This is a genomic window from Pedobacter foliorum, from assembly GCF_013266735.1.
Classification (GTDB): domain Bacteria; phylum Bacteroidota; class Bacteroidia; order Sphingobacteriales; family Sphingobacteriaceae; genus Pedobacter; species Pedobacter foliorum.
Genome location: NZ_JABSNU010000019.1, coordinates 14,499 through 38,217, shown reverse-complemented (window position 1 = coordinate 38,217; position 23,719 = coordinate 14,499). Strand labels below are relative to the sequence as shown.

Genomic DNA, 23,719 nt, shown 5'->3' with positions numbered 1-23,719 from the left:
CGTATTTTAAACCAAAGCAGATGAAAATGTGTGCTTTAATATTGGTGCAGGATCAGGACAATTATTCAGATAAATATCTCTTTTAGAATATTGGCACACACCAGGATAATCACCTTTCAATGCCTGCATGTTGAATATCAATTGAAAGTGTAAATGAGGTGGCCAAAAACCATTTTCTTCTTTAGCTCCAAATGTTGCGAATTGTTGCCCGGAAGGAATGTACATCCCCTCTTCCAAACCATCTAAACATGCAACACTTAAATGCCCGTATAGCGCATGAATTACCACATCTCCCAAAACATATTTCAGGATAATAGTTCCTCCATAGTCGCCAAAATTATTATTGAACTTAAAGCTATGAACTACTGCATCATGAAAATTATAAACAGGAGTTCCTGCAGGGCCCCAGATGTCTACACCTAAATGTAATCTTCTGGGCTCTTCATCTGTATCGAAATGGGCACTCCGGGCATAGATAGACCTATGTTCATTATATCCGCCAATGCCATAGCGACAAGCATTTAGTTGTAGTTTATTTTCAACCCAATTGGTAAAAAGGTCGGTATCCTCTAAAATATCACTTGTGAGCTCTTTGTTCGCATTGGTAAAATCAAGAGGATACAACAAGTCATGAGCAGGGGCAAAATCGACCACCCTACCAATTACGATATCGTCCCGATTTAAGGCATCTAAAAGATTAGTCTGCCTCTTCATCCGTCTCCTTACGGTCTCTGGATATTTTATCGAATATTTTATCCATATGCTCAACGTACTCGTTGGTATCGTCTAAAAAGAAGGTAAGCGTAGGAATTACACGAGCTTGGTGACGAATACGCGCACCCAGTTTATATCTAATCTCACTTGAGTGAGAGTTTACTTCAGCAACCGACAAAGTAGTGTTGTTTGTATTTAAAAAGCTTAAATAAACCTTTGCTACCGCCAAATCCGGAGAAACGCGAACCTTAGTAATAGTAACCAGTGTATTAGGCAAATATGCAGAACCTTCACGCTGAAAAATAGCAGCTAATTCCTCTTGTATCACCCCGGCAAATTTCTGTTGACGTTTACTTTCCATAATTTTTCTCTTTCTTCTTTAACGGCATTAATTAATATAACAACTTATCATAAGGATAGCGTTCGGTATGTAAAGCCACAACTTTATCGTATAATAATTGCTTAAATTCTTCTAAATTCTCTTTGTGCAGGGCTGATATAAATATAGATGGGGCATTATGATTTGCCATCCAGCTACGTTTAAAATCATCAAGCGTAAGCACTACTCTTTCCTCCTCTTCATGATCAGGTTCCGGGCTCACGTAAGCATCCATTTTATTGAACACCATGATTGTCTCCTTATCTCTTGCCCCAAGATCTTTTAAGGTTTCATTTACCACGTTGATCTGATCCTCAAAATTAGCATGAGAAACGTCTACAACATGAATCAATACATCAGCTTCACGCACCTCATCTAATGTCGATTTAAAGCATTCTACTAAATGGTGAGGCAATTTCCTGATAAACCCTACAGTATCTGACAATAAAAATGGCAGATTTTCAATAACAACCTTTCTTACCGTGGTATCCAGGGTTGCAAATAATTTATTCTCAGCAAATACTTCAGATTTAGAAAGCATATTCATAATCGTAGATTTTCCTACGTTAGTATATCCAACAAGCGCAACACGTATTAGCTGTCCGCGATTCTTCCTTTGCGTTTCGTTCTGCTTATCAATCAGGCCCAATCTGGTTTTTAAAAGGGAAATCTTTTCAAGAATCATCCTTCTATCACTCTCAATCTGAGTTTCACCCGGCCCCCTCATACCAATACCACCTTTTTGGCGCTCTAAGTGAGTCCATAAGCGAGTAAGTCGAGGTAATAAGTATTGTAATTGTGCAAGCTCAACCTGAGTTTTAGCTTGTGCAGTTTGTGCCCTGCTGGCAAAAATATCAAGGATCAGGTTACTGCGGTCTAATATTTTAACCTGTAGTTCCCGTTCTATATTTCTTAGCTGTGATGGTGAAAGCTCATCATCAAAAACAACCATATCAATCTCTTCAGACTTTACATAAGCCTGTATTTCTTCTAACTTCCCTGTCCCTACAAAAGTTCCACGGTCTGGCTTCAGCATCTTCTGTGTAAACTCACGTTCCACAATACCACCCGCCGTATCTACAAGAAAAGCAAGCTCATCCAGGTATTCCCGGGTTTCCTCTGGCTTTTCACCGGGTCTGATTACTCCTACAAGTACCGCCCGTTCCGGCTTAACTGCCGTGTCGTAATATTTCTGTTTTCCCATGTAAAGTACAAAGATACAAAAGTTATACCGAGATCAACTCACTGACAAACTCTCTGATTGCAACACCAGGGTCTTCAGTTTTCATGAAGTTCTCGCCAATCAAAAAGCCATTAAATCCAGCTTGTTTCAATAATTTAATTGTCGAAGTATCGCTAATGGCACTTTCAGAGATCTTCATAAAGTCAGCAGGAATCTGGTCAACAAGATCAAAAGAAGTCTGAATATTTACCGTAAAATCAGCTAGATTTCTATTGTTAACGCCTATCGCATCCAGATCCTTACAAATGCTTCTCTCCAACTCCTCCTGATTATGCACTTCCAATAACACATTAAGGCCTAAACCCTTTGCTGTGCTTGCAAAACCAGCAATCTCTTGAGGCGTAAGAATGGCGGCAATCAATAAAATGATATCAGCGCCCCAGGCTTTTGCTTCAAGAATCTGGTATTCATCAATCATAAAGTCCTTTCTCAGAATAGGAACCTTATTCGCAGCCCTGGCTTCCAATAAGTCTTGTTGATGACCTCCAAAGAAATCTGTGTCTGTTAGTACAGAAAGTGCCGACGCTCCTGCCGAAGCATAAGCTGTAGTGACATCAGCAACTGTAACTTTGTCATTAATAACACCTTTAGATGGAGAACGACGTTTAAACTCAGCAATAATACCAGTGCGGTCTTCCGCTAATAAAAACTCTTTAAAAGAATATGGATTGCGGTTAAAATGAAGGGCAGCCTCCAGCTGTTTAACAGAAACATTCTGCTTAGCCAAAGCCACTTCTTCTTTCTTCCTTAGTACAATTTTATCTAAAATATTCATATTTAACTTTCTAGCCAGTTTTTCATCATCTGTTTTCCGTATTCAGTAAGTACGCTTTCCGGGTGAAATTGTACCCCACGAACATCAAGTGTCTTATGGCTCAATGCCATAATCTCATCCGTATCGTCCGTTGCAGTAACTACAAAGCAATCAGGTAGCCCTTCATTGCTAACCACCCATGAATGGTAGCGACCTACTTTAATCACCTCCGGACAATCTTTAAACAACACCTCATTCTTATCCAAAACCGTAATTGGCGTAGCAATTCCGTGCATCGGCCTGCCTAAATTTAACAAACTTCCTCCAAATGCCTCAGCAATTGCCTGCTGACCTAAACAAACACCAAAAATACTCTTGGTTGATGCGTAGGTTCTGATTACGTCAAGTAACAATCCAGCCTCTTCAGGTATCCCTGGTCCTGGCGAAAGTAGAATTTTATCATACTGCTCAACATCTGCAAGCTCAAATTTATCATTCCTCCACACTTCAACATCCCTGCCTAATTCATTAACTAAATGCACCAGGTTATAAGTAAACGAATCGTAATTATCTATAACCAAAACTTTCTTTTGCATGATCTTATTATTCTCCATCTTAAATTTGCGTAGCCATTTCAATTGCCCTGCGCAAAGCAGCAATTTTGTTATTTACTTCATTCAGTTCGTTTTCAGGAATGGAATCGGCAACAATACCTGCACCAGCCCTGTAGTGCAATTGATTATTTTTACTCATAAACGTCCTGATCATAATGCAATGATTAAACTCATCATTAAAGCCCATGTAGCCAAGTGCTCCGGCATAAAAGTTTCTTCCAAGCCCTTCATTCTCATCAATCAACTGCATCGCTCTATATTTAGGAGCACCACTTAATGTTCCTGCCGGATAAGTATCAGCAACAACCTTAAAAGCAGATACATTTTCCTCTAGGTTACCACTAACTTTAGAAACCAGGTGAATCAAGTGAGAATAGTATTGAACCTCTTTAAAAGACTTCACCTCAACACCACTGCAATGTCTGCTAAGGTCGTTCCTTGCTAAATCTACCAACATTACATGCTCGGCACTTTCTTTAGGATCCTCCTCTAATTTTTTTGCTTGTTCTGCATCCTCAATATCATTTCCTGTACGCTTAAAGGTACCTGCAATAGGAAAAATATTAGCTACATTATTCTTTATGGTTATTTGAGCTTCTGGCGATGAACCAAAAAGCTTAAAACTTCCATAGTCAAAATAAAATAGATATGGAGAAGGGTTTATTGACCTTAAACACCTGTAAACATTAAATTCATCCCCTAAAAAAGCCTGATTATATGCCCGTGAAGGAACTATTTGAAAAACATCTCCACGCAATATGTGCTTCTTAAGTTTATCAACCATGTTCATGAAGTCCTCATTTGTCAGATTGGAGTGCTCTTCACCATTCGTTCTAAAGCTATATTCCGGATAGTTTTTGTTCTGTATAATGTATTCCATCTTTTCCAGATCCTCATTATCATCACCATTAAATCTGTTTTTAAACAAGGTGATTTCATTACGGAAGTGATCAATGGCAATGATATATCTATAAATATGATACTGCATTGTAGGAATCTCTTCACCTTTCGGTGTTTCAGAAGAGAATGTTATATCTTCAAAATGCTGTACAGCATTCCATGTAAAATACCCAAACAAACCACTCGAAATATGCCTATTGCCTTCAATTACATCAGGTGTAAAAGCAGCTTTAAAAGCATCAATCTCTTTGGTTAATACAAACTCCGTTTTCTCCTCTTTCCTCCCATCAGGAAAATAAGACGACAAGACTCCATCCTGTAGTATGATACCGGCAACAGGTTCAGCACACACATAACTCATTGAGTTCTCACGGCTATGATAGTCGGAGCTTTCCAATAAAATTGTATTCGGAAATACATCTCTCAACCTCAGGTAAATACTTACCGGAGTAGTGGTATCTGCAAGTCTCTTTTTATAAGTTGTGTTAATGGTATAATTATTCATAATAACATTTGTTTCAATTCATTTATTCAAATTGCCGGATCATAAAAAAACCCGGCGTGTGGTTACGTCGGGTTTTACAATGTGGTTTGGTTTAGGTTGATAAACTATAAGGTACACAAGGTTACGACGAAACTCTTTTCAGAATTACCACGCCATTGCCAAGTATGTATATTGTTAATCATGTGCAACAAAAATATAAATAAATCTTACTAAACAAAATTAAATTGTGAAATTTATGAAACTCCAAAAAAACTACGGCTAGGATCTACCATTGTCATCTGAATAATCGATGCAATAATTACAATTAATCCTAATCCAAAATATAATGCTATAGTACGATGTTTAGTCGATGGATCGGCTACTCTTTTTGATCTTGCATTGCCTACAGTAACTAAAATAGCAGCAAAAATCATCATCGCAATATGCTCCATCTTCCAGTATCTTATTCCCGCTTCAACTAGAGGGCTTACAAAATACAGCACCAAACCAAATAAAATTTGGGTATGCACAAAGATTAAAGTAAACACATTCAATTTTCTATTTCCTTCTGTATATGGTTTTTTCCCAAGCCACCCTACAATAGCGCTTACAATTGCCAATACCAATAAAATTAAGACGATATAACGCCATCCTGAGTGTGCACTCTTTAAAATGTGATAAAAATTCATAACGGTTTTTCTTTCAAACTTAAGTAATTACTTTATGCTTTATGTAATAGCCAGTTACTAAATGATATTTAAAATGATTCTATTTTAAGCTTCAACTGCATCATAAACAATCACTTTCTCCCACAAATGGCTATAGTTTTTTATAAACTCCATGTGTATTGGATGTGTCTGATACGTTGCCTGCCCCTCAAGATCACTAAAGAACATTAGTTCTGATACTCCCCAGCTGCTATCAATAACATCTCGTTTCTCTGTACTGGCAACTATACCCACATGCAATTCACGTACTGTCGGGATTTTTGAAAGTGCTTTCACACCTGCAACCAATTTATCACGATCCTCTTTTGATTCTGGGTTTTTCAACCAGAAAAACACATGGTGTACCACCGGGTAATTTTTTTTCATACTTGTTAACGGCATAGCAGTTGCAACTGTTCCAACTGCCAGAGCAGCAGCTGTTCCAATAAATTTCCTTCTGTTAGATTTATTCATAATGCATAAATCTATGAAAAATAAAGTTTATAGTAATGATTGAGCTCCCCTATTCTATTGAATCTCTACCCTTTTCTTTTATATTAGCTTAATCGCTATTACTAACCCGTTAACAATGAAACGAATTACACTCTCGATCTTTATTATTTTAATCTGCTCAGGCATATTAAAAGCCCAAGAAGTCTTTAACATAACCGGCACAGTACTCAACGGAAAGAACGAAGCCATCGAACGGGCTACAGTTTTCATTGACGGATCACAAAAAGGCACAGTAACCAATGCCCAAGGTGAGTTTAAATTCTCAAATATCAAACCCGGCACCTATCAGGTTATCGTGAGTATGATTGGTTATAGTTCTAAAAAACAAAACGTTATTATCCAGAACCAATCTATCTCATTAAATATCATAATGATAGACAAACCTACAATTTTACGTGAGGTAGTAATCGGAAATAATTCTCAACGAAAGGAGAACATAAAAATATTTCTTAAAAATTTTCTGGGAGAATCTGAGAATGCAAAGCAGTGTAAGATATTAAACCTGGAAATACTTGATTTCTCGACCATAAAAAAGATTCTTGAGGCTACAACTGATGACTTCCTAATTATTGAAAACAAAAGCTTGGGCTATCGCATCAAATACCTACTCAGAAACTTCCGTTACAACAAAGAAACCGGTGTTACAAGTTACGATGGTGAATCTATGTTCGAAAATCTTGAAGGGTCTGATAATGAAAAAAATGACTGGATTGCCAACAGAAAAGAAGCCTACGAAGGATCCCTTATGCATTACTTAAGATCCCTTTACAAAAATACGTTAACACAAGAAGGATTTGTTACCCATGAGGTAATGAATAACATACAACCACTACAACTAGCCCCTATACCTGTAGACATGGAAAAATACATCAATAGAACCGATAGTAATTTTGTTAAATTAAAATTCAAAACCCGTCTCTATGTTGTTTTAAATAAAGGAAAGGCTTTGATCTCCGATAACCCTGATGATAAAAAAACGATCACTCAGTGGATGGGTAAACATGGATCAATTGTCAGACTCTTTTTGGATGAAGCTATGGTAGATAGCAAAGGTAGTTATGTGGATTATCGAAGCTTTTTTATCCAAGGTTTTTGGGGAGGTAAAAGGATCGGCGACCAACTGCCGTTTGAGTATAACTAATTCAAAAAAAAGGGTTGTCTGGGACTAATTTACTCCCTGACAACCCTACTAAATTATGTTAAGTCTGAAACAACCTTAATATCCTTGATTTTGATGAAAGGCCTTGGTTACATCTAACGTTGATTGAGGTATTGGAAATATCCTTCTGGTTGGTTGAGATGTAGGCTTTGCACTAAATGGAAGCTCATACTTCCCAAAACGTATCATCTGCGGTCTTCTGAACATTTCCCAATAAGTTTCAAAAGCAATTTCTTTATAAAGGGTAGCTTCATCAAGTGACAATATTGCTACACCTGGTGCATCTCCATAAAGCGACTCTCTTTTTCTTGAGGTACGCAAAGTATTAATATCGCTTAATGCCAATGCAGTTTGTCCTTTACGGAAATAAGCTTCCGCCCTCATTGTATAAATAACTCCTAAACGGAACAATGGAATATCGACATTACTAGTTCCATTTCCTTCCTCAGGATCAAACTCAAACTTAAATACTCGCGCTCCTCTATTGATCTGATTTTGAGCAAATACAGCTTGGGTAGGATTAGTAAAATTAAGCTCAGGAGTAAAATCCATCCGTGTACCTGTGCTTTTTTCCATATAAAGTTCAGAAACTTTAATCCTTCCATTGTCAGTCATTTCAAAACCACCTGTAGAGGTAAGTTTAGGGCCGTATTGAGGACCTACCATGATACCACGATTGAAATGAAACCACGGCAGATTATTACTTTTAGGAACGATATCTGTTGCAGGCACACTCCCTACTGCATCATTCATAAACCAGGTTCCATCACTATACTGATATTTTCGGGAGAATCTTGGATCATCATGGTTTCCGTTCCAGGTAGCATAAAATTCCGGACTGATACATGCCGCATTAGTTCCCCTATTTGCAGGAGACGGTTTTTGGTTACGTTCTACCCCAACATAGGCAAAAGAATTAGAGCCATTTCTGATGTAATCTATTTTTTGCACGACCACAAAGATAAGTTCAGAACCACCCGAATTTTTGATAGCGAAGTTGTCGAAATAATTACTTTCTAGACGGAATTTGCCAGGATTGATCAATAATGAGGTGTAATAGATAACCTTATCCATATCAGAATCATTGCTGTTTACCGACTTCTCGTTAAAATTAAAAGAAGCAGCATAGCGATCTTTATATACTGCACGGTTTAGGTACATATTAGCTAATAAGCCGTAAGCCGCTTCTTTAGTAAATCTTCCATTATGGGTAGATTGCTCTCCGAGAGACGCCAGGCTTGGGATTAAACCTTCTACCTCTGTTATAAGCTCATCTATTGCTGACCCCGCCTGTTTAATTTCGAGCGGAGCCTTTTCATTAGCAGGATCACGGTAAGGGGCTTGCCCAAAGAGATCAAGAGTAGTATAGGTATAGTAGGCTAATAAGCCTTTAGCTTCAGCAAGAAAAAGGTCTTTTTGCGCACCAGTGCCTGTGCTGTTTGCTTTTATAGCCGTTAATGATCTGGTGATCCCGTTGGTAAGCATATTCCAGTTGTCCGTTACAATAGGGTTATCGGCAGCCCAGGTAAACTCATGCATAGATCGCCATTTACCGCCGTCACCCCAGTCGCTCCCCCGTGTAGGCAGAAGGGCCTCATCTGTAGTGTATTCCTGTAATGAAAATACACCTCCATGATCTACAAAGGTTCCGTCACCTAACCTGTCGTAAGCAGCGGCTAAAGCACCCGCAGGATTGGAGGCGTCTTCACCTAATACTTCATCAAGCACAACCTCGTTTAATTTTGTACAATTGGTAAGAAACAAGGCACCAAGTAGAAATATGATATTTCTTGCTCTAAATAGTTTGTTTGTTTTCATCTTTATAATTTTATAGTTGCGCCAAAAAGAAACGTTTTTGCAGTTGGATAGCTGGAATAATCTATACCCAATGATTGATTTCCACCACTCGATTTTGGGCTGTTAATTAATGGATCGTAACCACTGTAATTAGTGATTGTAAATAAATTTTGTCCGGTAACATAAATGCCTAAACCATTAAGCCAGGTAAGCTTGCTGAACTTAAAATTATAACCCAGACGTGCAGAATTTAGCCTTAGGAAATCTGATTTCTCTAAGTAGAGCGTAGAAAGTTGAGGGGGATTTGCTGGATTAGCCCCTGATTTAAAATAACGGGTAGAAACGTTTCTGTCTGAAGCCAGGTTATTAATATTCAATGCATTTAAGCCTGTATTATTTACTAAATAACCTCCTGACTGCCCTATGATTGAAAAGGAGAAGTCGAAATTTCTGTAAGTCATCTGACTATTAAAACCATAGGTAAATTTCGGAATTGCCCCTTCGATAATTACACGGTCATTGTTATTGATTACCCCGTCATTGTTAACATCCTTGAAGATATTAGCTCCTTTATCATCATAACCGATATGCTCCAATAAGTAAAATGAACCCGCAGCGTAACCACTTTTATAAATATTAGCTGCTACTCCTGATTGTCCAGGACCAGATATAGTTCCCGACAGGATTTCTGAAACCGGTAGATTTTCAATTTTATTTTGGAGCGTAGCACCGTTGGCATCAATTGACCAGGTGAAATTACCGTTATCGATCAGCCTTGAGCCAAGCATAAACTCAAACCCTTTATTTACAATTTTACCATCAATATTTACCCATACCGTATTGGTTGGACTTAAAACTTGTGAAGGAATATTAAGGATAGCGTCAGTTGTGGTTTTTTTGAAGTAATCCAATGTTCCATACAATTTCCCTTTCCATAGCTCAAAATCCAATCCTACATTATATTGAGTTACTACTTCCCACTTTAAATCAGGATTTGGTGTTCGGGTTACAGATATACCATTTACCAGAGCTAAATCATTATACAAGTAGTATCCATCGCCAGTCGACAATGCATAGCTCGCCTTTGTGATTTTATTTTCAACCTCCTGGTTACCAGTCTGGCCCCAGCTAGCTCTTAATTTTAGGTTGTCAAGGAAAGGAACATCTTTCAGAAAATCTTCCTGCGACATGTTCCAGCCAAGTGCAAAAGAAGGAAAGTAACCATACTTGTTGTTCTTTCCGAAACGGGTAGAACCATCAGCACGTACGGAAGCTGTTAACAGGTATTTATTTGCATACGAATAGTTAACCCTTGAGAAAAACGACTGCAACTCATTTTCCTGTGCAAATCCGAATACCCCTGTTTGTTTCCCAGCAAAGCCTGGATTATTTTCAGGCAAAACACCTGAACTTTCAGCAGCTATCCCATCAATGCTAAAGCTATTCCCTCCCCTCTCAAACTTCTGATAAGAGAATCCGCCAAGAACTTCCAGTTTGTGTTTACCTTCTAACAAATTATAATTCAGATAGTGCTCCATAAGTGTGCTTTTGGAGTTTAAATTGTACTGGACATACTTCCCCGTTGGATTAATATCGGTAAGGTTAGGGAAGATCGTAGTATTCCTTTCTGCTACAGAACGATCTAAACCGAGATTAAATTTGTATTCAAGACCTTTCAATATTCTGAAAGAAAGATCCATATTTCCAAGAACCCTTAATGTGCGTGTCCTGTCCCGATAAACGCTTAACAAATAAGCCGGGTTATAATGCGCATTCATATTGAAATTTGTGTACTTACCATTTTCGTCAAAGACCGGACGAGTTGGGTTGGACATTAGTGTTTGTATAATTAACTGACCATTAGACCCCCCGTCATCACTGGTTGGAACACCATCATCTTTTGTTTCACTTGCGGTAAGATTTACGCCAATTTTTAAACGCTGGTTATCCAGAAAAGACTCAGAAGCATTAATCCTGCCTGAAGTACGTCTGAAATCACTGTTCTTTACAATACCTTCCTGATCCATTTGCGCCGCAGACACATAATAATTCCCGGAATTGGTTTGTTTTGAAAACGACAACGAATTGTTTCTTGTTTGAGCACGACGGTAAATCACATCCTGCCAATCGGTGTTGCCCCCATGATCAAAAGCCTTCTCAGTAATTGCCTTACGATATTCATCTGCAGAAAGCAAATCAAGCTTATGCGCTACAGTAGAAAGGCCAAGATAAGAATCGGCCGTGAAAGAAGCTTCTCCTTTTTTCCCTTTTTTGGTGGTTACAATAACTACACCGTTGGATCCACGGGCTCCGTAAATTGCCGCAGCAGAAGCGTCTTTTAAAACAGAGATAGATTCAATATCACTTGTATTTAAAAAGTTAAGCGGGTTCTTTGCCTTCGATGATCCGAATCCTACATTTTGTCCGGTCGGACTTACATCGTCGTTAGTCAAAGGAACTCCATCTACTACAAAAAGAGGTGTGCTTCCGCTTCTGATTGAGCCTACACCACGGATAGTTACATCAACCCCACCACCAGGCTCGCCACTACTGTTCACTACCCTTACACCGGCAACCTTACCCTGTAATAAGTTATCTGCAGATACTACAACTCCTTGCCTGAAGCTCTTTTCATCTAGTTGGGTAACTGACCCTGTTACATCCTTTTTTGTTTGTTTTCCATAACCTACAACTAAAACTTCGCCCAGATTTGATGCATCAGGTTCCAGTTTAATGGTAAGTAAATCGGCATCTACGGTAACCAGCTTATTTTTATACCCTATAAAGGATATTTCTAATGTTTTCCCTTTAGCCGTCTTAATTTCAAACTCTCCTTTCGCATTGGTACTTACGCCATTTTTTGTTCCAGGCTCTCTAACTGTTGCTCCGGAAAGCGGCATATCTTTTTCGTCCAACACCTTACCCCTTATGATCTGCTGAGGCGACACAATGGAGGCAGCTTTATCTTTTTTATTCTTGCTAATTAGCACCAGATTTTCAACAATACTATAGCTAAAATCAGCTTTTTCCGACAGATCTTTAAGCACCTCTTTAAGTGGTTTAGAGTAGCTAACAGGATATGTTTTCTTATCGGCAATTACCGCCTCACTATAGCTAAACTTATAGTTCGTTTGCTTGCTCAATTGTAAAAAGATGTTTACCAAGGTCTCATTAGGCGCCTTAGCATTTTCACCGAAGTAACTGTTTACCAATGTTTTTGACTGTGCCGGCTGCATAAGCAGAAAAATGGCAGGCAGAAAACATATCCTTTTCAGGTTAAAAAAAGTATATTTATAGTGCATATTTAAGTTATTAATTTATTTGATACTTAATAGTTAGCCGTAGTTGTTCTCAGCAACTGCGGTTTTTTTTAATGATTTACGACTACGGTATTTCCATATTGTTTGAATTTTAGGTGTGTAACATAATTGATTTGATCCAGGATATTTTGAAGCGATAAACCGCCCTTGATATATAATGTTATTCTTGTATTTAGTATCTCTTTATCTTCGGGTTTAAAGTTTACCCCATACTTGAAATTCAGGAGGGTAAATATTTTGTGGAGGGTTACATCGCTTAAATCTATGTCCTTCTTATACCAGCTGTAAAGCCACATATCACTTACACTTTGCTTTGTAAGTCCTGATGTAGTGATAACTGCCCTTTCATTGGGTTCTAAATAAGCAATCTGCTTATCTGAAGATACCCTAACATGCCCGGTAATAACGGTAACGCTTGATCTCCCTTTATCAAGACTGATATGGAATGAAGTTCCCAATACTTTTGTTTTAATATTGGCAGATGTGATGATGAAAGGGTGATGTGGGTCTTTTGAAACTTTAAAAAATGCATTACCTTTTAACAGGGTAACAGATCTGGTTTCACCGTTAAATTGTTCAGGGTATTTAAAGACTGAGTTTGCAGCAAGGTAAACCAACGAACCATCATTAAGCTTTACAGAATCGGTAGCAGACAGAGTTGTTACGGTAATATCTTTAACATCAACCCCAGACTTCAACAAGATTCCAAGGCCCAGCATCAAGACAATACATGCTACCGCGGCATACTTATAATAGTTTACGAGCGATTTTTTTACCGGGCTGTTAGGTTTTATCTTCCTAAATATCTCTGCTGAAACGGCTTCCTTAGAACGCATTTTAGCACTATCCCATTCAGCATTCTCAAACTCTTTATCTAAAAAGTCTTCTAACAGATTTTTCTCTGCTTCAGAAATTTCATTTTTCTCCCTTTTCTCTATCAGATATCTGAGATAGTGTATCTTCTTTTTTGTCATAATACTTATAAATCACCTATAAGTACCATCGATGGCAAAAAAGTACTATCTGAATTTGTTAAATTATTATTAAGATATCATTAAGATGGGCAGCGAGGTAAATTCCAAGCGCAAAGATTAACAAGAATGTTTCTCCCGCATGGAGTCTTAACTGCTTTAATGCCGAAGAAACCTGATTTTTTACAGTTTGTTTGGAGAGATTTAGTTTAGCTGCAATTTGTGCTATATCCATTTCCTCCAATTTATTCATAATCAGAATTTCTTTCCTCTTTTCCGGAAGATGCTCTAATAAAGAATAAAGTTTAGCCAGTAGTTCAGGCTCCAGTGAAGGAGTATTCTCAACTAGGTAGTTCTCAAATCTTTCCTCAAGAACTATCGTATCAAAGCGCTTTTTTCTGTACTCTTTTAATACCTGATTTTTGGCGGCCCTAAACAAATAATTTTCTATGGATAAGATCTGGACTTTATCTCTTCTGTCCCACAGGTCGGTAAAGATATCCTGTACTATATTTTGTGAAACATAATCATCACATGTCATCTTAAAACAGAAGGCATATAATTTTTCCCAATGTTGGATATAAATATATTCAAAGCTTTTAAGATCTTTCATTGGAGCATGTCTCTTTGTATGCTAAGTAACAAAACTTAAATGGCCTCAATTTTATTTAAAGGTTATATTTAAATTAATTTTCAGTATTTGGTTAGCTGAATATACTTATTTTATGCAAAAAAGCTTAATATAAAATTGCCGTGATTTTATTTCAGCAGCCAAGCTATACACACCGACGCAATTCAGGATATTCTTTCTACATTTTGATGAGTACTATACACTTGTCTATTTAAGGCTACCCTTCTAATTACACCTTAAAGCATCTTTTCTTTTGCGGCCTGGCTTTTGCATTACGTTATTTGTCCGGGGAGGACCTTTTTAGAAAAGTGAGGGAGATAAGCACAGGAACCAGGGTGGGTGTTTAGGGTTCATCCACCCTTCTTCTTGTTAAACCAATTTTATTCCCAAATTACGATAAGCATCTAATCTATTATCATCACTTGGGATATCTGTAATCAGCACATCTATTTCTTGTATATCGCATACCTTAAAACTATGCACGCTATCAAGCTTCTCAGCATTACTAAATGCAACCTTTTTTATTGAAGAATTTAACATTGCTTGTTTCACTTCTCCATCTTCGTTTACTACAGCAGTAATACCAAATTTACTTTGAACAGCACACGTGCCCATAAAATACAAATCTGCTACATACTGCTTAACCTCTTCACAAGTTTTAACTCCAGTATTCGTTTCAGTATTACGGTTATAAACTCCACCAAGTACAATGATTTCAACTCCTTTAAACTTTGAAAGTATTGGAATAAGCGCCTGATTATTAGTGACCACCCGAAAACTGGAATCTAATGGCAAGTGTGCCGCAATTGCACATATAGTAGTTCCACCATCCATAAACACAGTTTGCCCTTTATTGATAAATTGTTGAGCCTTTAGCGCGATTACTTCTTTGCCCTCAGTAAGATATTCAGTACGATTCTGAAAACTTAATGGATTCCTTGAAGGTAAAATAGCACCACCTCTTACTTTGGCTAATAATCCATTACCATGAAGTGTCTCAATGTCTCTTCTAATGGTATCTTCGGATACATTTAGTTCCATTGAAAGTAAATCGTAAGCTACTTTGCCGTTTCGCTTTAAAAGATTAATGATATGATCGAAACGCTCTTCTTTTAACATAGCACTAATATTTGGGTTTCATTTTATAAAAAACAGCCACCAGGATAAGCAAAAAGCCACTAAAACCTAAAGCAAAAGGTAAGGAATATTGATGAGCGATGAATCCAAGCATTGCTGGCCCCGCCAACTGTCCGGCATAACCAATGGTAGTAATTGCCGGAATGGATACTGAAGCAGAAACATTTTTTAAACGCCCCCCTTCACTAATGAATACAGGAACAATATTGGCAGCTCCTAAACCCAATAATATGAAACCAAGCAAAGCAGTAACCAACCACGGTGTAAGTATTACTAAAAAGATTCCTGCTGCCCCAATAAGACTTCCCCCAATAACAACTTTAGGGCCATCAAGATGAGAAACAAGTTTATCCCCAAGTAAACGCATAGTGGCCATTGCAATTGAAAATGCAGCATAACCAACACCCGCCAGCTCTTCATCTATTTTTCTATTTTCTGTTAAAAAAACTGCACTCCAATCTAACATCGATCCCTCAGCGAGAAAAACGGCAAAACACATTGCACCTAGAAAAAGAACACTTCCGGTTAGCCATGAGAACGACCTGGAATTACTGTTTTGATCATTTGAAGAGAACTCTTGAATGGCAGCCCTTTCAGTCTCCACATCAAACAAGGCAGTATATTTCCATGAAACAATAATGATCAGCAAAACAGCAATACTTATAGCGGCTGTTATTGGTTCCAGGCCAAGTTTCATCAGAAAACCCAAACCCAGAGAACCTAAAAGCCCTCCAACACTAAAAAGTCCATGAAGGGATGACATAATTGGTTTACCAAATCTGTTTTGTACATGTACTCCATGAGAGTTCATGGCCACATCAACAGTCCCAACTGCCGAACCAAATATGAACAGTATTACCCCCATCCAGATAACATTATCCATAATTAAAAGTAATGGAAGTGTTAGTGCCATAACGATTGCAGAACAAAGCATAACAATGCGGCTTCCATAGCGATTTGACAAGATACCACTTACAGGCATCATGCTAATAGCACCCGTGCCTAATAGTAAAAGAAGCAGGCCCAAACTCGCATCATTTAAATGAAGCCTTTCTTTAGCATAAGGAACCATTGGCGCCCAACTGGACACTCCAAGTCCACATACTAAGAATACCGCCTTTGTAGCCTTTCTAGCTCCTACTGTCTTTTCAATAATATTCATGCAAAGTAATTGAGTTGCAAATTAACGCAAATTTGCAATAATTTGCAACTCAATACAGCATCTAATCTTATTATCCGTAATAACAGATATAAGCTACATCATCTTCGCATATAATATCAAATGACGTTCCGGCGGCTACATGGAAATTGTTCTGTTCTTTGTATGCTTTAAAGTCTTCCCCTTCAAGCTTTACCTTCATAATGCCTGATACAATTACCATTTCCTCTGGCGAAGAAGCAGAAAACGTATAAGTTCCTTTTTTCATTACACCAACAGTAGCCTTACCTTTTGTTGTTTCCAGACCAAGGCTTTGTACTTTTCCTTCAAAATATACATTGTGGGATACTGACTCGTTAAGTTCAGAAGAGTTCTCAGAGTTACTCATGATTTTTGTTTTTTATTGGGTTCAAGGTTGTTATCGGCCGCAAATGTATTAATTAATTTAAATCTCAACGCTTAATAATCGCAAAGCCCACCATCTACATTTATTGTTCAAATAAGGTAATTACACACCATTTTTAATTGCTTTAGTATCAGAAAAATCATATTTTTACGATAATGGATTATTTTAACGCTCTCGAACCCTTACTAAGGACATTTTGGTATATAGCCATACCTGTAAGTTTGATTTTTACAATTCAAACTATTTTAACATTTATTGGTATCGATTCTGCCGATGGAATAGATGCAGACTTTGATGGAAATCTGGACCACCCTGATGCACCATTCCAACTATTCTCATTCAGAAATTTAATTAACTTTCTTTTAGGACTCAGCTGGACAGGGATCTCATTTTACTCAATCATTACCAATAAGCCTTTACTCATCATCACCTCCGTATTAGTCGGCATTGGGTTCATCGTTTTGTTTTTTCTGATCATTAAGCAAATTCAAAAATTAGCAGAAGACAATACTTTTAAGATAGAATCTACCCTAAAGAAAAATGCCAGTGTCTACCTACGCATTCCTGCAAATAAATCTGGAACTGGTAAAATCCAGATCAGCATTAACGGATCCTTCCGTGAAATTGATGCCGTTACAAATGGTGAATCAATAGAAAGCGGATCATCAGTAATAATAGTTAGTATAGAAACCCAAAACATAGTACTCGTAGAAAGAATTTAGTATGGAAAACATCTTACAATCACCACTTACCATTATCGTTGTTGTCGTTATCGTTATTTTTGTAATGCTATCGGCATTAATTGCCCGCTACAAAAGATGTCCTTCAGACAAAATCTTAGTTATTTACGGAAAAACGGGAGGCACTTCTGCCAAATGTATCCATGGCGGTGGCGCCTTTATATGGCCGGTTATTCAGGATTTTGCATACCTGGATCTTAAACCAATTTCAATTGAAGCCAACTTAGTAAATGCATTAAGCCGTCAAAACATCAGGGTTGATGTACCTTGCCGCTTTACCATTGCCATTTCAACAGAAAGCGACAGCATGAACAATGCGGCAGAACGTTTGCTTGGCCTTGCCCCTGCCGATATACAGGAACTGGCAAAAGATATCCTTTTCGGACAGTTGCGTTTGGTAATTGCTACCATGACTATCGAAGAGATCAATTCTGACCGTGATAAATTCCTCGACAATATTTCTAAAAACGTAGACACAGAGCTTAAAAAAATTGGTTTAAAACTGATCAACGTTAACGTTACCGATATTAAAGACGAATCTGGTTACATTGAGGCATTGGGTAAAGAAGCTGCTGCCAAAGCTATCAACGAAGCTTTAATCAGCGTTGCTGAGCAAACCAAGATTGGTGAAACCGGTAAAGCCATTGCCGATAGAGAGAAAGACGTACAGATTGCAGAAACCTTGCGAGAACGTGATGTGAAAATCGCAATTACCCAGAAAGACCGTGAAATCAGTATTGCCGAAGCATCTAAAGATGAGAAAATTGGTAAAGCAGAGGCAGATAGAGATTCACGTATTAAGATGTCTGAAGCCAATGCTATTGCAGTAAAAGGAGAAAATGAGGCAAAAATAGACATCGCCAATTCTGATGCCCTTCGTAGAGAAAAAGAAGCCGAATCCTTAAAAATCGCAGTATCTGCAGAAAAGGTTCAACAGGCTCAGGCTTTGGAAGCATCATACCTGGCCGAACAAAAAGCTGAGGCCGCTCGTTCCGAAAGAGAAAGAGCAACACAGATTGCCAACATTGTTATCCCTGCTGAAATTGCCAAACAAAGAGCAATTATTCAGGCACAGGCCGACGCCGAAACCATTAGAGAAAACGCTAAAGGTGAAGCCGATGCTATCTTTGCAAAAATGGAAGCCGAAGCAAAAGGTTTATTTGAAATCTTAACTAAGCAGGCAGAAGGTTATAAAGAAGTCGTTGCCGCTGCCGGAGGAGATCCAACCAAAGCATTCCAGCTATTGCTAATTGAGAAGTTGCCGGAATTGGTTAGAACTCAAGTTGAAGCTGTTAAAAACATTAAAATCGATAAGATCACTGTTTGGGATTCAGGTAATGGAACTAGTGAAAACGGCAACTCATCTACCGCAAATTTTGTTTCCGGCATGATGAAAACAGTTCCACCGCTCAATGACCTGTTTAATATGGCAGGATTAAATCTACCTACTTACCTAAAAGGGTCTGAGCCAGTCGACTTGAAAGATTCACCTGCTACTCAAACACCAAAATCACCAAGTAAACCAGCCGAAGATCCAATTGCATAATACCATATCATGCAAAAATAATATCACAAAAAAAGCCCCGAGTAACCGGGGCTTCATCATGGATTAGAAATTCTTACTTTGCTTTGTTTGCCGCTGTTTTATCAGCATTCACAATCGCCCCCTCACTTAAATTCTCTGTTCTCAAACTAGCAAAATCATCAAACTTAACATTCTCCATATTGCTTGCAATCAAGGTGTGCTCATCCGAAGTACCACTCATCTTTAACACCGCATCATCACTGATCACTGTATATAAACTACCCACTGTAGATTTAATTTTAGCTGTTGCACTTTGACTTAAAAACAACTGAAGATATTTCACATCAAAGTTGCCTTTAGTTACAACCACCGAACCGCCGGCAGCTTGTATCCTTTGAAGATCTTTTACAGAAACATTTACAGTAACCTAATTACTTTCTGTAGAGTTGATATACAAAGTTTGTCCTTCTCTTAAAACTGATGTTTTATCTGCATTAAAGTTCTCATCAACAAAAACTCCTTCCTTATCACTTTGCGTTAATACTATCTTCACATTTCCTGCAACCCAAACCTTGTTGATTCCAATTGAACTTGTTTTTACCGAAGTAATTTCAATTTTGTTGGCAGCCAAAGTTGTCATCGCCGAAGAGGTTAATAAAATTGCTGCTAATGTTGTTCCGAATAATGCTTTTGTTAGAGTTTTCATGACTTTATGTTTTAGGGTTTTTCTTACTGTTTTTATTAATAAGACGTCATTACTCCCCTTTCGTTTCAGCCAAATTCGGCGTATTATACCAGCATCGTGTAACTCACGACCAACTCCCTAAAAATTTCGACCAACGGCTGTAAATATTTATTAGATATGAGATCAATCTAAGCTTAACCCAAGATCAGCAAGCTTCTTTTTGGTGTCTTCGTAGTCTGTATGACAGATTCCTGTGAGGCCAAGCCCTTCCGCAATTTGTACAAAAAGCATCCTATCATCAATATAAACGCTTGTTTCAACATCGCTCTGAGAAATATCTATAGCTACCTTAAAGATATCTGCATCCGGTTTTCTGAAATGCACAAAACTTGAAGAGATAAAAAAGTCGACAAATTCATTCAACCGAAAAGTACTTATCCTATATTGATTAAGCTCTCTCCCTTCATTACTAATTACCGCAACTTTTAAGTTATACTTTTTCTTAAGGTCACATATCAGTTTAATCATGTCGTTATACGGAAGCGATTTACTAACCATAAATTCTTTAAAGTCATCTTTAGAATAGTCACGATCTTCATAAAACACCAATCTGTCCAAATACTCATCAAGTGTAATTTTCCCAACCTCGTAAGTATCAAAAGTAAGGTGGTGCCTTTCCTCCAACTCTATAAGCTCAAGATTGAATAGCTGCGCGGCTTCGGCTCTTGCCTTTCTGTCCCATCCATTAGTAAGTAACACCCCACCGATATCGGTAAAAAGTGTAGTGATCTTTTTATTCTGACTCATAATAAATTCCTTTATTTTACAACTGCAATTGCCATTCCATCATATTCTTTCACACCGACAGTTTGAACTATAGTCGCGGTAACATTCTGATTAGAAGCCAACATTTTATTGAAACGTTGCACGCCAATAACCCTCTCATCTGTACTATTTTCATCCAGCACCTTACCCTCCCTGATTACATTATCACAAATTATTACCGTTCCGGAATGCGATAGGCTTAAGGCCATTTCAAAATACTCAGCATATGGTGGTTTATCGGCATCAATGAATATAAGGTCAAAAGGTTCCTCATTAGCCTTTTTAAGTTCCACCATAACATCCATCGCCTTACCGACTCTTAAATCTACTTTAGCCAAAAGTCCGGCTTTCTCAATATTCTGCTTTGCAACATTTGCATGACGAGGGTCAAACTCAATTGTAACAATCTTGCCATCATTAGGGATCGACCTTGCCAGCCATATCGTACTGTAGCCTCCAAGTGTTCCCAGCTCTAGTACTCTTTTTGCATTACACATAAGCGTAATAACCTGCAAAAACTTACCCTGATTGGCAGTTACACTAATCTGAGGCATTTCTGCATCATCTAAAGATGTTATGGTCTCCTTAAGAACTTTGTCTTCCGGCGCCAACAATTCACTAATGTAATGGTCTACTTTACCAAATATTTCCTGATCCATATACAAATATAAAATTCAAGCCGACATGTACAATTACAAACCTCAAGGTAATCCTTTCGAAATTTATATATTTGATAAACAACACAAATGCTAAACTAAAATGAGAATCAGAATTAAGAACCTAAGTTTAATCCTGGTCGTCCTACTTGCATCTTATAATGTTAGTAAAGGCCAGAAAAAGACAAATTACACCAAGTATGTAAACACCTTTATCGGTACCGCACCACTTACCGACTCTGCAATCCTTGGTTACAACTTACCTCAAGGCTGGAGGTCATGGGCAGGACTTACATTTCCTGGCAGTTCTATGCCAAATGCCATGGTACAACTTAGCCCTATTACAGAATACGGATCGGGGGCCGGTTATGAATACGAAGACAATATGATTTATGGGTTTACCCATACCAACAAAGGCCACTGGAATCTTTGTAACATCCCAATTTTGCCTGTTTCAGGAACAGCAACTACTCCAGGTCAGGAAGCCAAATTCGGTTCTCACTTCTCTCATAAAAAAGAAAGTTCAGCCCCAGGATTTTATCAGGTTTACCTGGATGACTATAATGTTAATGTGAGTCTTACTTCCACCTTAAGATGTGGATACCATAAATATGAGTATACAAACAAAACAGGTCGAAAAATCCTATTTGATCTTGCCAAAGCGAACAACAGAGTAGGAAACTGGAAAATTGAACAAGTAGGAAACACCGACCTACAAGGTTTTCAAAATGTTGGTGAGGTAATTTATTTTTACGCCAAACTGAACACTAATATTGAGAAATTAGAAAAACAGGAAGAAGGATCCAAAAAAGGTTTTGCAATGGTTCACCTCTATGATGGCGGAAAAGAACCTGTTGAACTTAAAATAGGATTGTCCTTTGTAAGTGTTGAAAATGCCAAAGAAAACCTTGAAAAGGAAATTGGAGCTAAATCGTTTAATCAAATACGTAGTGAAGCAACCCAAACGTGGGAAACAATATTATCAGCTATACAGGTAAAAGGCGGTACAGAAAAGCAAAAACAAATGCTTTATTCTTCTCTATACAGGTCATTGCTTTGGCCCGCATTACGTAGTGACGTAAATGGAGAATATACAGACGCAAAAAGAAACGTAACAAAAGCTGATTTCAATTACTATACGGAGCCTTCTCTATGGGATACCTACCGTAATAAAGATGTTCTTTTAGGCCTGATTTCTCCTAAAGTTGCACTTGATGTCATCAAATCAATGAAAGATGTTGGCGATAAAACCGGTTTTATCCCTACCTTTTTCCATGGAGATCATGGAGCTTCATCAATTGTTGGAGCATACCTAAGAGGTATTGACAATTTCGATGTTGAAGGCACTTACAAGCTGCTTTTAAGAAATGCAAACGTATCTCCAGGTGCAAGACCTCACCTTGAGGAGTATATACAAAAGGGCTATATCTCTGATCCTGATATTGCCAATCCACATGTAGAAACCAAAGCCAATGCAGGCGTTTCTAAAACTTTAGAATACTCATACGATGATTATTCTCTCGCTCAAATGGCTAAAAAACTGGGAGACACGACCAACTACAGAATCTTAATGGCCAGATCACAAAACTACAAAAACATGTTTGATCCTTCTACAAGATTCATGCGAGGCAGATTGTCAAATGGTGATTGGATTAAAAACTTCAACCCTCAGTACCCTTACTATGAATACATGTACAGAGAAGCAAATGCATGGCAGGTATCTTTCTTTGCACCACATGATATGCCGGGATTAATTGCGTTATATGGCGGACCGGCGGGGTTTGAATCAAAGCTTGATTCATTATTTACCGTTCCTTGGAATCCAAAATACATAGCCCGCAACGTAGAAACCATGATCGGTCAGTACTGCCATGGCAATCAACCTGACCATGAGGCTCCTTTTGCGTATCACTTTATAGGCAAACCAGAAAAATCACAGAAAATAATCGATAAAATCCTGAATGAACTATACGGAATTGGTAAAGAAGGATTGGCTCTTTCTGGGATGGATGATGCAGGAGAAATGTCGGCATGGTATGTTTTAAGCTCATTAGGCTTATATACATTTTCAGCAACAGACCCTGAATACATTGTAACGGCTCCTCTTTTTGATGAAGTGATTTGGAAAACAAGCACAAACAAAACACTAACCATCAAAAAACCTGGAAAAGGGAGAGGAATTACAGGCATAAAAGTTAACGGGGTAGAAAACAAAGGATACTTTGTATCCCACGATCTATTCAAAAACGGCGGTAACTTAGAGATTACCACAAAATAATGGTTATTCTGTTTAGCTTTTGCTAGCGATTAGCAAAAGCTAAACAGCTCTTTTTAACCTCTCAACAACTACTCCCTTCTATTTAATTTCTTCCTTCTCGGTAAACACCACTGTGTCTGTAA

Annotated in this window: 22 protein-coding genes and 1 pseudogene; 4 read left to right on the top strand and 19 right to left on the bottom strand. The window is 38.0% G+C overall.

What is annotated here, in order from left to right; all coding sequences use genetic code 11:
* Nucleotides 1–6: 6 nt before the first annotated feature.
* The 8 genes from HQN83_RS23250 to HQN83_RS23215 form a co-directional block, all read right to left on the bottom strand.
* A complete protein-coding gene (locus tag HQN83_RS23250; RefSeq protein WP_173093841.1) occupies nt 7–714 on the bottom strand; it encodes a peptidoglycan DD-metalloendopeptidase family protein in 708 nt (235 codons plus the stop codon).
* On the bottom strand, nt 698–1,075 hold the full coding sequence (rbfA, locus tag HQN83_RS23245) for a 30S ribosome-binding factor RbfA (RefSeq protein WP_173093839.1): 378 nt from the start codon (nt 1,073–1,075) through the stop codon (nt 698–700). The genes HQN83_RS23250 and rbfA overlap by 17 nt, the downstream gene beginning before the upstream one ends.
* 31 nt (nt 1,076–1,106) lie before the next feature.
* Complete coding sequence (gene hflX / locus HQN83_RS23240; protein WP_173093837.1) at nt 1,107–2,297, bottom strand: GTPase HflX; 1,191 nt, start codon at nt 2,295–2,297, stop codon at nt 1,107–1,109.
* 22 nt (nt 2,298–2,319) lie between these two features.
* Entirely contained in the window at nt 2,320–3,111 is a 792-nt protein-coding gene (gene trpC, locus HQN83_RS23235) for an indole-3-glycerol phosphate synthase TrpC (protein WP_173093835.1), read from the bottom strand.
* A 2-nt stretch (nt 3,112–3,113) separates the two neighbouring features.
* Complete coding sequence (locus tag HQN83_RS23230) at nt 3,114–3,686, bottom strand: anthranilate synthase component II (protein WP_173093899.1); 573 nt, start codon at nt 3,684–3,686, stop codon at nt 3,114–3,116.
* Nucleotides 3,687–3,705: 19 nt separating this feature from the next.
* On the bottom strand, nt 3,706–5,109 hold the full coding sequence (locus HQN83_RS23225; RefSeq protein ID WP_173093833.1) for an anthranilate synthase component I family protein: 1,404 nt from the start codon (nt 5,107–5,109) through the stop codon (nt 3,706–3,708).
* A gap of 233 nt (nt 5,110–5,342) precedes the next feature.
* On the bottom strand, nt 5,343–5,777 hold the full coding sequence (locus HQN83_RS23220) for a cytochrome B (protein WP_173093831.1): 435 nt from the start codon (nt 5,775–5,777) through the stop codon (nt 5,343–5,345).
* A gap of 84 nt (nt 5,778–5,861) precedes the next feature.
* Complete coding sequence (locus HQN83_RS23215; protein ID WP_173093829.1) at nt 5,862–6,269, bottom strand: Dabb family protein; 408 nt, start codon at nt 6,267–6,269, stop codon at nt 5,862–5,864.
* 115 nt (nt 6,270–6,384) lie between these two features.
* On the opposite strand from HQN83_RS23215, the gene HQN83_RS23210 reads away from it, so the two are divergent.
* Nucleotides 6,385–7,449 (top strand): carboxypeptidase-like regulatory domain-containing protein, encoded by a 1,065-nt coding sequence (locus HQN83_RS23210; RefSeq protein ID WP_173093827.1) that lies wholly within the window; start codon nt 6,385–6,387, stop codon nt 7,447–7,449.
* Nucleotides 7,450–7,524: 75 nt separating this feature from the next.
* Here HQN83_RS23210 and HQN83_RS23205 read toward each other — a convergent pair whose 3' ends face one another.
* From HQN83_RS23205 to ppnP, 7 genes are all read right to left on the bottom strand, one after another.
* Nucleotides 7,525–9,285 (bottom strand): RagB/SusD family nutrient uptake outer membrane protein, encoded by a 1,761-nt coding sequence (locus HQN83_RS23205; protein WP_173093826.1) that lies wholly within the window; start codon nt 9,283–9,285, stop codon nt 7,525–7,527.
* A gap of 2 nt (nt 9,286–9,287) precedes the next feature.
* Nucleotides 9,288–12,566: a SusC/RagA family TonB-linked outer membrane protein gene (locus HQN83_RS23200; protein WP_173093824.1), complete on the bottom strand. Its 3,279-nt coding sequence runs from the start codon at nt 12,564–12,566 to the stop codon at nt 9,288–9,290.
* Nucleotides 12,567–12,634: 68 nt separating this feature from the next.
* Entirely contained in the window at nt 12,635–13,558 is a 924-nt protein-coding gene (locus HQN83_RS23195) for a FecR family protein (RefSeq protein ID WP_173093822.1), read from the bottom strand.
* A gap of 58 nt (nt 13,559–13,616) precedes the next feature.
* A complete protein-coding gene (locus HQN83_RS23190) occupies nt 13,617–14,168 on the bottom strand; it encodes a sigma-70 family RNA polymerase sigma factor (protein ID WP_173093820.1) in 552 nt (183 codons plus the stop codon).
* 387 nt (nt 14,169–14,555) lie between these two features.
* Nucleotides 14,556–15,305: a DeoR/GlpR family DNA-binding transcription regulator gene (locus HQN83_RS23185; RefSeq protein WP_173093818.1), complete on the bottom strand. Its 750-nt coding sequence runs from the start codon at nt 15,303–15,305 to the stop codon at nt 14,556–14,558.
* A 4-nt stretch (nt 15,306–15,309) separates the two neighbouring features.
* Nucleotides 15,310–16,485, bottom strand: a complete 1,176-nt coding sequence (locus HQN83_RS23180) for an MFS transporter (protein ID WP_173093817.1) — start codon at nt 16,483–16,485, stop codon at nt 15,310–15,312.
* A gap of 70 nt (nt 16,486–16,555) precedes the next feature.
* Nucleotides 16,556–16,870 (bottom strand): pyrimidine/purine nucleoside phosphorylase, encoded by a 315-nt coding sequence (gene ppnP / locus HQN83_RS23175; RefSeq protein ID WP_173093816.1) that lies wholly within the window; start codon nt 16,868–16,870, stop codon nt 16,556–16,558.
* A 173-nt stretch (nt 16,871–17,043) separates the two neighbouring features.
* On the opposite strand from ppnP, the gene HQN83_RS23170 reads away from it, so the two are divergent.
* Both HQN83_RS23170 and HQN83_RS23165 read left to right on the top strand, forming a co-directional pair.
* Nucleotides 17,044–17,610, top strand: a complete 567-nt coding sequence (locus tag HQN83_RS23170) for an NfeD family protein (RefSeq protein WP_173093815.1) — start codon at nt 17,044–17,046, stop codon at nt 17,608–17,610.
* A gap of 1 nt (nt 17,611) precedes the next feature.
* Nucleotides 17,612–19,174, top strand: coding sequence for a flotillin family protein (locus tag HQN83_RS23165; protein ID WP_173093814.1), 1,563 nt, complete (start codon nt 17,612–17,614; stop codon nt 19,172–19,174).
* Nucleotides 19,175–19,247: 73 nt separating this feature from the next.
* On the opposite strand, the pseudogene HQN83_RS25355 reads toward HQN83_RS23165, so the two are convergent.
* From HQN83_RS25355 to HQN83_RS23150, 4 genes and pseudogenes are all read right to left on the bottom strand, one after another.
* A pseudogene (locus HQN83_RS25355) lies at nt 19,248–19,568 on the bottom strand (GIN domain-containing protein); the annotation flags it as partial.
* Nucleotides 19,569–19,580: 12 nt separating this feature from the next.
* On the bottom strand, nt 19,581–19,859 hold the full coding sequence (locus HQN83_RS25350; RefSeq protein ID WP_246254572.1) for a hypothetical protein: 279 nt from the start codon (nt 19,857–19,859) through the stop codon (nt 19,581–19,583).
* A gap of 162 nt (nt 19,860–20,021) precedes the next feature.
* Nucleotides 20,022–20,645, bottom strand: a complete 624-nt coding sequence (locus tag HQN83_RS23155; protein ID WP_173093813.1) for an HAD family hydrolase — start codon at nt 20,643–20,645, stop codon at nt 20,022–20,024.
* An 11-nt stretch (nt 20,646–20,656) separates the two neighbouring features.
* Nucleotides 20,657–21,322, bottom strand: a complete 666-nt coding sequence (locus HQN83_RS23150; protein ID WP_173093812.1) for an O-methyltransferase — start codon at nt 21,320–21,322, stop codon at nt 20,657–20,659.
* 100 nt (nt 21,323–21,422) lie between these two features.
* Here HQN83_RS23150 and HQN83_RS23145 point away from each other — a divergent pair, with 100 nt between their 5' ends.
* A complete protein-coding gene (locus HQN83_RS23145; protein WP_173093811.1) occupies nt 21,423–23,597 on the top strand; it encodes a GH92 family glycosyl hydrolase in 2,175 nt (724 codons plus the stop codon).
* Nucleotides 23,598–23,719 lie beyond the last annotated feature (122 nt).